Below are 14,466 nucleotides of genomic sequence, written 5' to 3'. Positions count from 1 at the left end.
AGGCTGCGATTACTCAAGAGCTTTCTGAGATCGTAAGTGGCGCGGCTGCTATCAGTTAAAGAGAAGAGGAACACACATGAGTAGCGGACGAGTCGTACAGATCATCGGCGCGGTAATCGACGTGGAATTTCCCCGTGATTCCGTGCCGCAGGTTTATGACGCGCTGAAAATTACAGAGAAGGACGTCACTCTGGAAGTCCAGCAGCAGCTTGGCGATGGCGTGGTTCGCACGATTGCCATGGGTTCCTCCGAGGGTCTCTCCCGCGGACTGGGCGTCGATAACACCGGCGCGCCCATCGCGGTGCCCGTGGGTGGCGAAACTCTCGGGCGCATCATGGATGTGCTGGGTAACCCCATTGATGAGCGTGGTCCCATTGGTGAGAAAGAGCGGTCCTCTATTCACCGCGCGGCACCGACCTACGAAGAACTGTCTGCGTCTGACGATCTTCTGGAAACGGGCATCAAGGTTATTGACCTGGTTTGTCCCTTCGCGAAGGGCGGTAAAGTTGGTCTGTTTGGTGGTGCGGGTGTTGGTAAGACCGTCAACATGATGGAGCTGATTAACAATATCGCTCTGCAGCACTCTGGTTTGTCCGTGTTCGCAGGTGTGGGTGAGCGTACACGAGAAGGTAACGACTTCTACTACGAGATGCAGGAGTCCAAGGTTGTCGATATCGAGAACCCCTCAAACTCCAAGGTAGCGATGGTCTACGGTCAGATGAATGAGCCGCCCGGAAACCGCCTCCGCGTTGCCCTCACCGGTTTGACCATGGCAGAGAAATTCCGTGATGAAGGCCGTGATGTTCTGTTGTTTGTCGACAACATCTACCGCTACACCCTCGCGGGAACCGAAGTATCGGCACTGCTGGGTCGTATGCCATCAGCGGTGGGCTATCAGCCGACGCTTGCTGAGGAAATGGGCGCACTGCAGGAGCGTATTACGTCTACAAAGACCGGCTCCATTACCTCCATTCAGGCGGTATACGTACCGGCGGATGACTTGACTGACCCGTCGCCCGCAACAACCTTCGCGCACCTGGATTCTACGGTTGTACTGTCGCGGGATATTGCGGCGAAAGGTATTTATCCTGCGGTAGATCCTTTGGACTCAACGTCTCGCCAGCTGGACCCGCTGCTCATCGGTAACGAGCATTACGACGCGGCCCGCGGCGTACAGAACGTGCTGCAGCGTTATAAAGAGCTGAAGGACATCATCGCCATTCTTGGAATGGATGAACTGTCTGAGGAAGATAAGCAGACCGTTGACCGTGCTCGTAAAATTGAGCGCTTTTTGTCGCAGCCCTTCCACGTGGCAGAGATTTTTACCGGAGCACCCGGTAAATACGTGTCTCTGAAAGATACTATTGCCGGCTTTAACGCAATTTTGGCTGGTGAGTACGATCACCTGCCAGAGCAGGCGTTCTACATGGTTGGTAGCATTGATGAGGCCGTCGAGAAAGCCAAAAACCTGTAAACAGTAAGCGCTGAGCTTTTACAGGTAGCGGCAGGAAAGACGGGGTAAAAGGGACAGAATATGGCCATGACTATTCATTGCGACATTGTCAGTGCTGAGGAAGAAATTTTCTCAGGTCTGGTCGAGTCGCTGATTGCGACCGGTGAAATGGGCGAGTTGGGTGTGAACTATGGTCACGCTCCTTTGCTGTCTTCACTGGTTCCAGGGCCTGTGCGTATCACCCTGCAAAGCGGTGAAGAGCAGGTTTATTACGTGTCCGGTGGCTACCTTGAAGTTCAGCCGGGGGTAGTGTCGATCCTCGCAGATACAGCAATGCGCGCCGATGATGTCGACGAAGCGGCGGCTGAAGAAGCGCGCCGGGATGCGGAACAGGCACTGGCTAACCAGACGGGTGATTTCGATTATGGTCGGGCGTCGTCGCAACTTGCAGAAGCGGCCGCTCAGCTTGCGACACTGCGAAAGATGCGGAACCGCGCAGGGCGCTAGGTCTTTGTCAGAGCAGCTTCAAACCCCGGCATCGACCGGGGTTTTTTATGGCTGTTATGGATACGATGGCTGCCATCGATGCTACGACTGCGATTCGCCTATTTTAGCTTTTTGCGGGTTGCCAGTTCAGCGCGCGCTCTATGGAGGCAATCATATCGCCGGCTATATCTTTGCCCGTTGCTATCTCGATACCTTCAAGACCCGGGGAAGAATTTACCTCCAATAGTAACGGCCCTTTTGCTGAACGAATAATATCCACACCGGCAACCTGCAGTCCCAAAGCTTTGGTAGCTTTGATGGCGAGCTTTCGTTCTTCCGGAGTAATTCGTACCAGCGCTGCCGAGCCACCCTGGTGCAGGTTCGCACGGAACTCTCCCGGTGCCGCCCGGCGCTCGATGGAGGCAATGACTTTCCCGTCAATGACGAAACAACGCAGATCCCTGCCCTGCGCCTCCTTGATGAACTCCTGCACCAGGAGGTTGGCATTGAGTGACTTAATGGCATTGATCACGCTCTCTCCGGCTTTACGGGTCTCGGCAAGCACCACCCCCCGACCCTGTGTGCCCTGCAACAGCTTCACGATAAGAGGTGCGCCCCCGACCATGTCAATGAGTTCGGCTGTATCCATAGGCGAGTTGGCAAACCCCGTGGTGGGGATGTCCAGACCTTTGCCTTGAAGCAGCTGCAAACTATAGAGCTTGTCTCGTGAGTAACTGATGGCCGAGGCCTTGTTCAGCGAATACACATCAATGCTTTCAAAGTGGCGAGTCAATGCGCAGCCGTAAAAGGTCAGCTGCGGCCGGATTCTCGGTATCACCGCATCAATGTCATTGAGAATCCAGCCGCCGCGATAATGAATCTCGGGGGTTTCGGCATCCAGCTTCATGTAGCACTGCTTGATATCCAAAAACACCATTTCGTGACCGCGGTTTGCCCCCGCTTCCATCAGGCGTTTATTGCTATAAAGCTCAGGGTTTGATGCAAGAACGCCGATTTTCAGTCCCGAAGACGGCTCAGTGGCCACGCCATACATTTGCGACAGCTGGGTGGGGGTAAGGTCTCCGACACTAAAACTTGCCGCGGGGTCTACCAGCATTCGGCCGCTCATGGCCTCCCGTCCCAGGAGCATGCGATACCCCATGGTGTCGCGATTACTGAGCGTAAGTTCGATATCGAAGCTCGATCCGCCTATGTGCACAGAGCTGTTGATGACGTAGCGTTTTTCCCGGTCACCGCTGGAGCTTTTCACAAAGCGACGATCTACGATGGGGGATTCGCAGCGCACCGTCGTTTTGCGGTTGCGCTGGATGGGGTGGACCTCGAAACTTATCCATTTTTCGCCGTTTCGATTAAATGGGTGAATATTGAACGCATGTAAAGAAGAGGTTTTTGCACCGCTGTCTACCCGAGCTTTAACTGCGGGTATACCGAGGGTCGGGAAGGAACACCACTCCTCACTGCCCACAATCAGCTTCTGATCCTGATTCACTCTCTGATCCGTTTATGTCTCATGAACATTGCAGGCTATCAGTGATTGAGGGTCTCTGTCTGCCAGTCTTTCAGGCTGTGAACCAGTCGGTATTAGTCGCGTTGTAAAGCCCGGGACAGTCAGTACTATCGTGTGTCGGGATTTTGTATAAGGCCGGACAACCGGGCTATTTTTATGAAGCTTGAAGTCGTCATTCTCGCCGCAGGTCAGGGAACGCGCATGCGTTCCAATCTGCCCAAAGTGTTGCATCCGTTGGCACGCAGGCCACTTCTTGCCCATGTGCTTGCCAGTGCGCGGACGCTGATGCCAGTGCGCATACACGTTGTGATCGGGCATGGTTCTGAGTTGGTGCGCGATGCGCTGGATGCCGAGGACCTGGCCTGGGTCATGCAAGAAGAACAGCTGGGTACGGGTCATGCGGTTTTGCAGGCGGTTCCTGGTATCGACAGCGACTCCACGGTATTGATTCTGTACGGTGACGTGCCGCTGTTGCGTGCAAGCACCCTGGAAGGGCTTATCGACAACGCACCGGCATTACTTACGGCAGAACTCAATGACCCCGAAGGGTATGGCCGGGTGCTGCGCGACAGTGGAGATCAGCTCGAAGGTGTTGTGGAGCACAAAGATGCCACCGACGAGCAGCGAGCGATTTCTGAAATCAATACGGGAGTGCTCGCCTATCCTGCCGCACTTCTGGCGGAGTATTTGCCGCGTGTGGGTAACGCGAATTCTCAGGGGGAGTTTTATCTACCCGATGTACTGTCTATGGCGGTAAAAGACGGACACTGTGTTGCCGCCCTTCGGGCAGATGAATCATCGGAGGTCATGGGCATTAATGACCGCGTGCAGCTAGCCGAGGCCGAAACCGTATATCGTCAGCGCGCCGCTGCAGCTTTGATGACGGCTGGTGTATCCCTTGCAGATCCCGCAAGGATTGATGTCCGCGGAAATCTGCATTGTGGGCGCGATGTGTTTATTGATGTGAATTGTGTGTTCGAAGGCGATGTGACCCTCGGCGAGGGAGTTTGCATCGGTCCCAACTGTGTTTTGAAGAACTGCACTATCGCTTCGGATACGCAGATACACGCCATGAGTCATATCGATGAGAGCCAGGTGGGTAGCAGTTGTTCTATCGGTCCCTATGCCCGCCTGCGACCGGGAACGGTGCTTGCAGATAGTGCACGTATTGGCAACTTTGTAGAAACCAAAAAAGCGGTCATTGGTCTGGGCAGCAAGGTGAATCATCTGAGCTATGTTGGTGACGCCGAACTGGGTGATGGCGTTAATGTCGGCGCGGGTACCATCACCTGCAATTATGACGGTGTGAACAAACATAAAACGTCTCTGGGTGACGGTGTTTTTATTGGTTCCAACAGCACGCTGGTGGCACCGCTGGATGTCGGTGATGGTGGATTTGTCGCGGCAGGGTCCACGGTCACCCGGGATGTACCGGAGAGCGCACTCGGTGTTTCCCGTGCGAAGCAGCGCAATATTGAAGAATGGCAGACGCCCAAACAGCGTGCCGGAAACGACGAAACCCAAAGCGGAGACTGACCCATGTGTGGAATTGTGGCTGCGACGGCGCGGCGCGAAGTATCAGAAATTCTCCTCGAGGGTTTGCGACGACTGGAATACCGGGGCTATGACTCCGCGGGCATGGCCCTCATCGATAATGAGCAGCTCCTCCAGTTACATAAATATCAAGGCAAGGTAGCTGCCCTGGAAGAGGCGCAGACGCTAAATCCGATTCTCGGCTGTACGGGCATTGCCCATACGCGCTGGGCTACCCACGGGCAACCTTCTGCCGCCAACGCCCATCCCCACATTTCTGGGCAGCGCATTGCGGTTGTTCATAACGGCATCATAGAAAACCACAAAGTGCTTCGGGAAGAACTCAGCGGTACCGGTTATGATTTTGTCTCTGCTACGGATACCGAAGTAATCGTTCACTTACTCCATAAAGCAGTTAGCGAAGGCCATACGCTTCTGGAAGCTATGCGATCCACCGTGGATCTTCTCGAGGGCGCCTATGCCCTGGCAGCGATAGATACACACAGCCCTGAAGAAGTCGTCGCGGCTCGGTCTGGCAGCCCACTGGTGGTGGGCGTCGGGATTGGCGAACATTTTCTGGCGTCGGATACCATGGCCCTCAGGCAGGTGACGGATCGTTTTATCTACCTCGACGAAGGTGATGTGGTGGTGTGCAGCGCTGCCGGTCTGGCTATCTATGATGGCGCTGGCGAGCCTGTCCAGCGCGAAATGAAGAAAATCTCCGGCGATGTTGAAGATGCGGATCTGGGTGATTTTGAGCACTACATGCTCAAGGAGATTTACGAGCAGCCTCACGCGCTGGCCGCGACTTTTGCCAAAGCGGCGGATAAAAAAATTGACGACAGTGTCTTTGGTGAGGCCGCCCCCGAAGTGTTCGCCAAAACCCAGGCCGTACAGATTGTCGCCTGCGGCACCAGCTATCACGCGGGTTTGGTTGCCCGCTACTGGCTCGAGGACATTGCGGGGATTCCCTGCCAGGTGGAAGTCGCTTCAGAGTTTCGCTATCGAAAGCGTGTGGCGCACCCCGGCACTCTACTGGTGACCATTTCTCAAAGTGGTGAAACCGCCGACACCCTGGCGGCCCTCCGCCATGCAGAGTCCGGTGAGTTCGTCGCGAGCCTGGTTATTGCCAATGTCGATAACAGCTCTCTGGTGCGTGAAAGCGACATGGCGTTTTTAACCCGTGCGGGCATTGAGATCGGCGTTGCATCGACCAAAGCCTTTACCACGCAGCTGGTGGCATTCCTGATGCTTGCTCTTGTTCTTGGCCGTCATCGAGGCCTGACCCCGGAACGTGAGCAACAACTTCTGGACGGCCTCGCGCAACTGCCCGAACTGGTGAAACAGACCCTGAAGATAGATCCACAGATTGAGGCCATGTCTGCGGCGTTTATTCAGAAACATCACGCGCTGTTTCTTGGGCGGGGTATTCAGTATCCCATTGCCATGGAGGGCGCTCTCAAGCTCAAGGAGATTTCTTACATCCACGCTGAGGCCTACCCTGCGGGAGAGCTCAAGCACGGTCCCCTGGCGCTGGTCGATGCGGATATGCCCATTGTTGCCGTCGCTCCCAACGATGATCTCCTGGATAAACTTAAATCCAATCTGGAAGAGGTGCGCTCCCGCGGTGGGGAGCTTTATGTCTTTGCCGACGTAGATGCGGGCTTTAAGGATGAGCCTGGCGTACATGTACTGGCCATGCCCCACACACCCGATATCCTGCAGCCGATAATTTATACCGTGGCGCTCCAGTTATTGGCGTATCACGTGGCTTTGCAAAAAGGGACTGACGTGGACAAGCCTCGAAACCTGGCCAAGTCAGTCACAGTGGAGTAGCGGTTTTCCCGGGCTTCGCACGCTTAAAGAGCCCGGGGGTTCTGGTTTTTGAGTGCCGACCGGAGCTTTAAAAAGTGTACAGCATTCTCCCAAACAGATTCGTCCCCATTGCGGGTAAACGCTCCCCCGTAGCGATATCCGGGTTTCTTACCCGGTTGTAACCGCTAAGATGCGGTGCATACTCCCGATCAAAGAGATTGTCGACACCAATAGCCAGCTGCAGGGCTGGTGATAGCTGCCAGGTACCTCGCAGGTTGACGGTGGCGTAGCCGGACGATTCGAGCTCTTTGTTGGTGCCACTGACATCGTTCTGGGCGGTGTAGCCGACTGTTTCGACCATCGCGCTCCAGTTGTCTGCGGCATAACTCAGGCGTAGCGAAGCGTTCGGCGGTGCGATGCGATACAGATTATCGTTGATGTCTCTGCGCTCGCCGCGCACATAATTGACCAGTCCTGATAGCTCGATGCGTTGGGAAACCCGCCATGCCCAGTCCATATCAAAACCAAACAGCTGCGCATCTACATTACTGAACTGAAGCGGGTCGGCGCGGTTGGTGCCATTCATGTTATTCATCATGCGAACCATCATCGTTGCCGGATGAGTGCTGCCCAAGGGGGTGCCCTGGATATAGTCGTCAATGCGGTAGTAGAACACCCGGGGATGCATTTGCAGTCGGTCACCGGTGAAGTCCAGTCCAAATTCCAGATTGTGGGCCTGTTCTGAATCAAGATTGATATCACCTATGTAGAGCTGCCCGTCAGCCAGACCCCCCGTCGCTTCCAGGGGCAGCCAGAGATAGCGCTCCTGGTAGCTCGGCGCCCGCTGCTTTTGAGCGAGACCGGCGTAAAGAGAAAGCTGATCGCTCGCTACGTAATTGACCTTGGCGACCAGGTCAAAGTTGTTATCCGTTTGCTCACGATCCGCGTTGTTAAATGCGTCCCGCAGAGCCTGTGCCGGAGGCATCATCATTGCCGGTGTGCCGTTTACCTCTCCAGCATCTGTGCGGATATGGTTAACTCGGACTCCCAGTTCCATTTGAACATTCTCACCGATGTTCTGATCCCGCTCCAGGTAACTACCCAAAACACTGCGCTCTGCGTCATTGAAATTCACTACGAAGAACATCGAATTATTGGGGTTATCGATATTCGAATTATGACTCTCGTCAAAGCCGTCGATGCCCGCCCGCCACAACCCTGTGTCATCTGCCAGAGACGCCTCCAGCTTGAAGCCCTGATTACTGGTGTCGGCGATGTTGCGACGCCAGGATCCCGGTGAGGCCGGTGCTGGTCGCAGGGCATAGTTGCTCATGCCGTGATCCAGCTCGCTGGCGTAAATTGACGCTGACAGCTGTAATCCCTCGGTGGGTTCGAAGCGATAAGCCAGCTTGTAGAGGTCACCTTCAAAGTAACCGATATCCATGGGTAACGCCGGAGTTCCTGAGCTACCGGTGTCGTTGTATCCATAGTCAACCTGAATGCTGTGATCGCCCCAGCGAAACCCGTAGCCAAGATCATAACGCTCGCGCTCATAGCTGCTGGGCAAAATCGTGCCGCCGGCAAATTCAGCATCGTCGCCCTGTTGCATCATGGCCGCTATCTTGACGCGGTGTCTGTCATTGGCAGCCTGGAGGTCTGCATCTACCTGATAACCGGCATTTGCAGATTGGGCACTGCCTACAAGCCTGCCCTCTGTGATGATCTGATCACTGTCGGTAAACTCCATGCGTCGTGTCCGGGCATCGATGGCGCCACCGACCGACTCCTGAGCTACGCTTACCGGTGCGATGCCGCGGTAAACCTCGAGCGCCTCAAGTTGAGCGGTCACCGCATAGGATAAAGGGGGGTCCATCCAGTTGGGTCCCGCCGGCGCCAGCAGGCTGCCATCAAGAGATACGGAAATGCGTGGCCCAAAAAGCCCTCGATACTGGGGGATTCCGGTGATAGGCCCATTAGTGGCAATGTTGGCACCCGGGGCATCCCGAAGCAGCTCTGCTGCGTCCGGCGAAATACTGATGGCCTCAGTGACCTCAATTGTCCGAGCGTCGTGCCGAGCGGTGATAATGAGTTCTTCCAAGTCCAGTGCGGAGCTTGGGTTCGTTGTAGTTATTGCGATGATGGCAGCGTACAGTCCACTGCGTTTCTGATGTGTATACATGTCTATCTCCCTGATGCGCAGACGCGCACAGCAAACATTTCCCATCGATTAGCGACCGACGGGGTTTGATTGTTTTGTTGCAGCCAGAATCTCTGGCGGGAAGATTTAAACGGGGGGAGACCGTACCGGTGGCCGCAGCCAGGCGATTCGTTGATGGGACCTGCGCGGTGCAGGAAGGAATACCGTATTTTTGGCGGATTGTACGTCGCTGTCGGGGCTCGAGCTGTAGGCAACAGCGTTACCGACCCCGGAAAAAATACACCCTGGATCCCCGGAGGTTTCACTGATATCGCTTCCGTGAGCACCACCATGACCCTTTGCCGGGTCAGCTGTTTGATGATGCCCACCGTGATGTTGCCCATGGTCGCCATCCATGGAAATACTGGACAGTGCATCAATGATCAGTGAACTACGAGCGTCGCCGGGGCAGAGGTGAAAGGCAGTTCCCGAATCCAATGATGCGGCCATGTGACCGGGCGGCACGATAGCGGCCGTCATCAGATAGAACGCGACTGTCAGAACAGCGAGAATCGGATGTCGTCGTTGTCGGGTGGTTTGTATCAGAGGCATGCCGCTGCCAAGGTTTTAGCGATTGCCCATTATAAGGCTATCATCGGTCTGGCGCTGCTAAAATGGCTATGTTCTTGAGCATTGATCAATGCCTGGGTCGGTTGTCGTAGTGGACCTTGCGGCCACTGAAGGGCAGGTTTTGTCCCTCATCGTAGCGCGAATCGGGGTTGTCGATTTCAAAAAGTGTTGCCCAACAGCCGTGATTCCCCAGTAGGTTTTGCAGTCTATCCTGCTCTGCTGGAGCCACTTTTCGTGCCTTTCCTTGCAGTTCTTCCAGACACCAGACGCGGTACTGTGACACCGGAACGTTCCGATATTGGACGCCCTGAATCACCGGATCAAAACGGTCTTTATTTGCTTGCCAGGCGAGAGTATTGGCATTCAGGTATGGCAGGTAAGCCTCACCTATATCGTCCAGAACTGGATTTAAGTCCTCCGGTACCGCATCCAGTAGCTGTGCATCTTCGCTGCGCCGTGCATTCCATAGGCGAGCCTGCCATTCAAACACGTTGGGAGCTCTTAGGCGCATGATGTCTGACGCTGTGGGATCCTGAGCAAAGTGACGAAACATAGACGCAAAAAGGCCGAAGTCGCCCAGGGTAGGCTTGTCGCCCAACAGGTAAGGCCGCTTGGAAAAAGTCACGTCCAGGCGATCAAGGGTGTTGAGATAAATAGACTCAACGTGATTCCAGGTATTAGCGTCAACACCGTCCTTCTTGACGTAATTCACGTGCTGTCGCCGACGAACATAAGCATGTTTGACGAAGTCGGGTCCCGGAATCTTGGTATCAAACTCCTCGACGATCTTTCTTGCCAGATGTAAGCGGGAGACCCGATAACTCCATCGGTAATGCATGGCCGGGCGCCACAACCACTCCTCAAAGTAGTCCTCCAAAAGATGTGACACAAATTCTAGTACGGGGTCATCGGGTACTACTGGGAAGGCTGGGTACTGTGTTTCCAGCCAGGCAATCATCGGTGTGGTATCGGTCATAAATCGACCGTCGTCCAGCTCAATGGCAGGCATCTGTGCCGCGCCGGTCTTATCACCCAGCATCTGCATTGAGTCAGCATCCATAGGCACAAAGTCGTGATCGATTCCCTTGTATCTAAGATAAGCCTCCATCTTTCCGGTGTAATAGGAGATCCGGAGTCCGTGTAGTGTGAGCTTTGCCAAGGCGAGTCTCCGCTTTATCTATTGAGGAAAGACCCGTCGTTGTAACAAGCGGCGCGTGTGCGGCCGGTAGGCGAGCATCCACGTCACACAGGACTCTGTTGAATGTAGTTTAACGCTGTCATCTCATGGTAGGTGGTGTTTTCGTAGGGAATGGTCACCGGCTGCGGATCGACGATCTCTATGGGGGTGTTGCGTGTCATGGCGATTTCCAGCGCCATCATGGTGATATTGACGCTGAAGGAGGTGCCCATAAATACCATGTGCTCAGCGCCCATCATCCTCCTGCGCGCTTCCGATATGCGGTAAAGCTCGGTGTAATACTCATCAAACAATAAAACGAAGGGTTTGTAGGACTCATTTATTATTGGCCGGTCCGGTATGCGAAATACCGAGCGCAGGCTGTGATCCAGGTTGTTTTCATCCACGTCGTCCCAGGGCGTAGCAACAGCCGCAACCTGGTCAGCGAGATTTTGGTCATGGAAAACGGTCATCTGGTCGAGGCGGCCGTGGATGGCGATGTAGTCTTCGTTGCCAGCCTTGCCGTCAAGACCATCAATGTTCTGGGTAATCAGGTTTTTGTCCGCCAGCCAGTGGTGCACAGCGTTAGGGCCATAGTGCCGGTAGCTTGCAAAGCGCTGGTAATACCAGCGGAGAAACTGCAACGGGTCGTTTTCATACATGGCGCGGGTGGCCATCTCCTGGGGCGTGTAGTTTCGACTACCGATGGTCCAGAACCCGTCCTCACCGCGGAAGGTGGGAATGCCGCTTTCAGCGCTCACGCCGGCGCCGGTGATGTATAGCGTTGTCATAAAGCTCCCGATATCCGGATGAAGAATCTCGTCCTTTGTATTTGTGCTACGTGGTACCAAGGAGATGGCTAGTATTTTTGCGACCTGCCCTGGGTTGTTTGCCGGTGATTCCCCAGGCTTCCTCCATGGTGGTGATTTAGTGCTTTTTTCTGCCCGTTGAAATGACTAAGCCCGATTGGGAGGCAAACATCATGGTCGTACATGTAGATTTTGTGAAAACCACAGTAGGAAACAGTTCTGCGACGATGGGCGGGGATCAGCCCCTGAGCAAGCAGGAACAGGCGACCGTGTCTGCCATTTGCAACCGGATTATGCGCGTCCTCGGGCTCCAGGATCGGGATGGGGTCCAGCGGGACCTCGCCATTGTGCAGGCAAACTGTCCCATTGACCTGAATGCGCTGGTTGCTGCCTCAGAGCTGGTATTGATGGATGAACTGTTGGCTATCGTCGACGCGACGGACCGCACTACTGGCTCACTGAAAGGAAATTTTAACTCGCGCTTCATGCTCGGCGCTCAGAGCCACCAACTCGTCTGAGCTATCTTTCTTTTCCCTCTATCGAACCGTAGCGGCCTTGATTCAAGCTCTCTCGCTACTTGTTCGCCGCTCTGTAGGCTCGCAGGGCAACGTTAAACTCCTCCGCTACCGCTTCTTCTACAGACACCGCCGCGTTATAGGCATCAATGGACCTGGCGTAATCAGCTTTTGCCAGCGCCTGTGCATTTTCATCGGTGGCGTTTTTCACATCGGTTTCGGCAGCAGAGTACCGGGCCTCCAGGCACTGCATGTATTCCATATTGCTTTCCTGAAAAGCCTTAACGGCTTTTTGACCGGCGAGCATCGCCTCCATGGTTGCCTCGGAGCCATCGGGCATTATCGGTTGATCGGGTTTCTGGCACATGTCTTCTGCATTGGCTGTAACCGACAGAATGCTCCCGAGGCAAAGGCTCAACGCGGCAACGGCGAGCATCGGGTAATGAGGACGGTTGGTTTTCACTGGACTGTGTTTCATCTTCTTATACCTCTGGTAATAAATGGTCAGTAATATTTGATTGTCAGTTTTTGCCTACCCACAATCGCGGCAGCTGGTATTGCCGCTCCAGGGCGGTTGCAACACGCTCAGCGGAGTCCTGGTTCGTGAGCCCGACTACTCGAACGCGATAGAGAGTTTTACCTGCCGCGGAGGCAGTCTGCACGGTAACCTCGCCACTCTCAACGCTCAGTTTCCTTGCCCATCGATCAGCGATAGTGCGGTCTGCATAGGATCCAAAGTTAACAAACCACGGGCCTTTCACTGCCGCTCTATTGCTTTGAGGCGCAGTGTTTGAGGAAGTGCTTGATGCTGCTGCTGCTGCTGCTGCTGCGGCCTCTGCCGCCCTTCGTTCCGCAGCCTCTTTCGCTGCGGCTTCCTCCTGTGCGCGCTGTTCTGCAATGGCGCGGGCCTGGGCGGCTTCCAATGCCTCCAATTCTGCCAGTCTCTCAGCCAGAGCATCGTTTTCTGCCGTCAAGGCTTCAAGCTCTGTGCTGAGGGACTCATTCTGAAGTTGGACCTGCCTTTGCTGCTCCCGTTCCATTTCTGCTTCTTTGGGGCTGAGGGTGGTAGCGAGTCTCGCCTGCAGGTCGCGGATTTCTGCCCGCATTTCGCTGCGTTGCTGCATCACGCCGAAGCCACCGACGGCAAGTAACAGAAGCGCCACGACTACGACGGCGATCATCCCCAAGGGAAAGGTTCGGGTCTCGTCAGTCTCGGGTTTAGCTACGGAGGATCTTGGGGCCACGGGGTCCTCGTCTTCAGCCTTGCTCATGCTTTCGGTCTCAAAAGGCGCGGCTTTTTCCACACTGCTTGCCGCCGCGGGTGGAATAGTCCCCAGGGGCGGGTCGAGATCTTCGCCGTAATCATCCACCGCGGGAGGTTCGTCATCTTCCGGTGGATCGAGATCGTTTAAGAAGTCATCGACAAATTCTTCTTCAAAGTCTTCCTGATCTTCGTCAAACGCCATATTTTGATCGGCATCATTTGTAAAAACCCCCAGTTCCGGGTAATCAGTGGCTTCGGAAGAAAGCTTCAGTGCGGCCTCCTCTGTAGCGACGGGCTCTGGATCCTCTTCTTCAGGAATGGTTCCCGGTACTCCGTAATCTTCGACGTCAGTCAGAGGATAATCCTGTGCGTCCGCAGCGCTTAAATGGTCGCTGTCGGACAAGTCCGGAGTTCTGCCGTCTTCGGCACTATCGTCGGATGAGTCATCGAACAACGGCTCCTCATCAAAGCTGGTGCCGGCTGAATCGGCGGAGTCATGGGGAAACCCGTCGTCTGAGGTGGGTTTATCAGTTTCGGGGTTTGGAGCAGGGTCCGCCACCGGCTCATCAGGAGTGTCACCTTCCTGTTGTCCCCGGGGGAGCTCACTCAGCGGTACCTCCGGCGCAGGCCAATCAGCCAGGGGGTCATCAAACTCGCTGGCGAAGGCCGCGTAGCCCGGGTCCACATTTTTATAATCGTCGGCGCCCGCAATGGCACTGTCGTCGTCGCGGTCGACAAATCCCGGGTCGCTATCATCATCCCGATCAACAAAAAAATCCCGGTAGTCTTCTTCCGGGCTATCAGAATCCCTATCCTGGCCCTTATCGTCGTTCCCAATAAAGGGCTGGCTGTTTTCCCCCGCAGAGGTATCGGATTTCGGATCTTCGTCTTCTTTTGCCATTTGATTTAGCTACCGGCTATGGACCCTCCCGGATATTAGCAGAGCAATAGCAGTGACGCTCCCCATTGCCGTTTTCCGTGAGTGATGCCGGCGATGCGGTTAGAATGGGACGATGGATGTTAGTGATATTTTGACGGGTCTGAACGACGCCCAGCGCGATGCGGTGGCGGCTGAGAGTGGCAATATGCTGGTGCTTGCGGGCGCGGGGTCCGGCAAAA

The 14,466-nt window shown here is 55.0% G+C and carries 13 protein-coding genes; 6 read left to right on the top strand and 7 right to left on the bottom strand.

The features are described from left to right. Window positions 1–76: 76 nt before the first annotated feature. The gene (atpD, locus tag ACTG3T_RS00365) at window positions 77–1,474 is read left to right on the top strand and encodes a F0F1 ATP synthase subunit beta (protein ID WP_439100276.1); all 1,398 of its coding nucleotides are present in this window, start codon (window positions 77–79) and stop codon (window positions 1,472–1,474) included. A 60-nt stretch (window positions 1,475–1,534) separates the two neighbouring features. Beyond that, on the top strand, window positions 1,535–1,960 hold the full coding sequence (locus tag ACTG3T_RS00360) for a F0F1 ATP synthase subunit epsilon (RefSeq protein WP_439100275.1): 426 nt from the start codon (window positions 1,535–1,537) through the stop codon (window positions 1,958–1,960). Between the two features lie 103 nt (window positions 1,961–2,063). Here the strand turns inward: ACTG3T_RS00360 and rimK are convergent, their stop codons facing one another. Then, window positions 2,064–3,449, bottom strand: coding sequence for a 30S ribosomal protein S6--L-glutamate ligase (gene rimK, locus ACTG3T_RS00355; protein WP_439100274.1), 1,386 nt, complete (start codon window positions 3,447–3,449; stop codon window positions 2,064–2,066). A gap of 174 nt (window positions 3,450–3,623) precedes the next feature. Between rimK and glmU the strand changes: the two genes are divergently transcribed. Further along, window positions 3,624–5,003: a bifunctional UDP-N-acetylglucosamine diphosphorylase/glucosamine-1-phosphate N-acetyltransferase GlmU gene (gene glmU / locus ACTG3T_RS00350; protein ID WP_439100273.1), complete on the top strand. Its 1,380-nt coding sequence runs from the start codon at window positions 3,624–3,626 to the stop codon at window positions 5,001–5,003. A gap of 3 nt (window positions 5,004–5,006) precedes the next feature. Continuing rightward, the gene (gene glmS, locus ACTG3T_RS00345) at window positions 5,007–6,836 is read left to right on the top strand and encodes a glutamine--fructose-6-phosphate transaminase (isomerizing) (RefSeq protein WP_439100272.1); all 1,830 of its coding nucleotides are present in this window, start codon (window positions 5,007–5,009) and stop codon (window positions 6,834–6,836) included. 67 nt (window positions 6,837–6,903) lie between these two features. Here the strand turns inward: glmS and ACTG3T_RS00340 are convergent, their stop codons facing one another. The 4 genes from ACTG3T_RS00340 to ACTG3T_RS00325 form a co-directional block, all read right to left on the bottom strand. Next, a complete protein-coding gene (locus ACTG3T_RS00340) occupies window positions 6,904–8,994 on the bottom strand; it encodes a TonB-dependent receptor (protein ID WP_439100271.1) in 2,091 nt (696 codons plus the stop codon). A 105-nt stretch (window positions 8,995–9,099) separates the two neighbouring features. Then, the gene (locus tag ACTG3T_RS00335; RefSeq protein WP_439100270.1) at window positions 9,100–9,564 is read right to left on the bottom strand and encodes a hypothetical protein; all 465 of its coding nucleotides are present in this window, start codon (window positions 9,562–9,564) and stop codon (window positions 9,100–9,102) included. A gap of 85 nt (window positions 9,565–9,649) precedes the next feature. After that, a complete protein-coding gene (locus tag ACTG3T_RS00330; protein WP_439100269.1) occupies window positions 9,650–10,741 on the bottom strand; it encodes a glutathione S-transferase family protein in 1,092 nt (363 codons plus the stop codon). 83 nt (window positions 10,742–10,824) lie between these two features. Next, window positions 10,825–11,550: an SIR2 family NAD-dependent protein deacylase gene (locus ACTG3T_RS00325; RefSeq protein WP_439100268.1), complete on the bottom strand. Its 726-nt coding sequence runs from the start codon at window positions 11,548–11,550 to the stop codon at window positions 10,825–10,827. Between the two features lie 191 nt (window positions 11,551–11,741). On the opposite strand from ACTG3T_RS00325, the gene ACTG3T_RS00320 reads away from it, so the two are divergent. Next, entirely contained in the window at window positions 11,742–12,086 is a 345-nt protein-coding gene (locus ACTG3T_RS00320) for a DUF6874 family protein (protein ID WP_439100267.1), read from the top strand. Window positions 12,087–12,141: 55 nt separating this feature from the next. Here ACTG3T_RS00320 and ACTG3T_RS00315 read toward each other — a convergent pair whose 3' ends face one another. Together ACTG3T_RS00315 and ACTG3T_RS00310 are read right to left on the bottom strand one after the other, a co-directional pair. Beyond that, a complete protein-coding gene (locus tag ACTG3T_RS00315) occupies window positions 12,142–12,561 on the bottom strand; it encodes a hypothetical protein (RefSeq protein ID WP_439100266.1) in 420 nt (139 codons plus the stop codon). 43 nt (window positions 12,562–12,604) lie between these two features. After that, window positions 12,605–14,248 carry an SPOR domain-containing protein gene (locus ACTG3T_RS00310; RefSeq protein WP_439100265.1) on the bottom strand — a complete coding sequence of 548 codons (1,644 nt, stop codon included), beginning with the start codon at window positions 14,246–14,248 and terminating at the stop codon, window positions 12,605–12,607. A gap of 112 nt (window positions 14,249–14,360) precedes the next feature. On the opposite strand from ACTG3T_RS00310, the gene ACTG3T_RS00305 reads away from it, so the two are divergent. Beyond that, the coding region (locus ACTG3T_RS00305) for a UvrD-helicase domain-containing protein (protein ID WP_439100277.1) at window positions 14,361–14,466 on the top strand (106 nt) is incomplete at its 3' end.

It is taken from the genome of Congregibacter sp. (genome assembly GCF_965660375.1).
Lineage (GTDB): Bacteria > Pseudomonadota > Gammaproteobacteria > Pseudomonadales > Halieaceae > Congregibacter.
This window is presented reverse-complemented; position numbering and strand designations above follow the sequence as displayed.

What these genes read in the sequence shown, in the direction of transcription:
- atpD (WP_439100276.1), top strand. Translation starts at nt 77, where the DNA reads ATGAGTAGCGGACGAGTCGTACAGATCATCGGCGCGGTAATCGACGTG.
- ACTG3T_RS00360 (WP_439100275.1), top strand. Translation starts at nt 1,535, where the DNA reads ATGGCCATGACTATTCATTGCGACATTGTCAGTGCTGAGGAAGAAATT.
- glmU (WP_439100273.1), top strand. Translation starts at nt 3,624, where the DNA reads ATGAAGCTTGAAGTCGTCATTCTCGCCGCAGGTCAGGGAACGCGCATG.
- glmS (WP_439100272.1), top strand. Translation starts at nt 5,007, where the DNA reads ATGTGTGGAATTGTGGCTGCGACGGCGCGGCGCGAAGTATCAGAAATT.
- ACTG3T_RS00340 (WP_439100271.1), bottom strand. Translation starts at nt 8,994, where the DNA reads ATGTATACACATCAGAAACGCAGTGGACTGTACGCTGCCATCATCGCA.
- ACTG3T_RS00335 (WP_439100270.1), bottom strand. Translation starts at nt 9,564, where the DNA reads ATGCCTCTGATACAAACCACCCGACAACGACGACATCCGATTCTCGCT.
- ACTG3T_RS00325 (WP_439100268.1), bottom strand. Translation starts at nt 11,550, where the DNA reads ATGACAACGCTATACATCACCGGCGCCGGCGTGAGCGCTGAAAGCGGC.
- ACTG3T_RS00320 (WP_439100267.1), top strand. Translation starts at nt 11,742, where the DNA reads ATGGTCGTACATGTAGATTTTGTGAAAACCACAGTAGGAAACAGTTCT.
- ACTG3T_RS00315 (WP_439100266.1), bottom strand. Translation starts at nt 12,561, where the DNA reads ATGAAACACAGTCCAGTGAAAACCAACCGTCCTCATTACCCGATGCTC.
- ACTG3T_RS00310 (WP_439100265.1), bottom strand. Translation starts at nt 14,248, where the DNA reads ATGGCAAAAGAAGACGAAGATCCGAAATCCGATACCTCTGCGGGGGAA.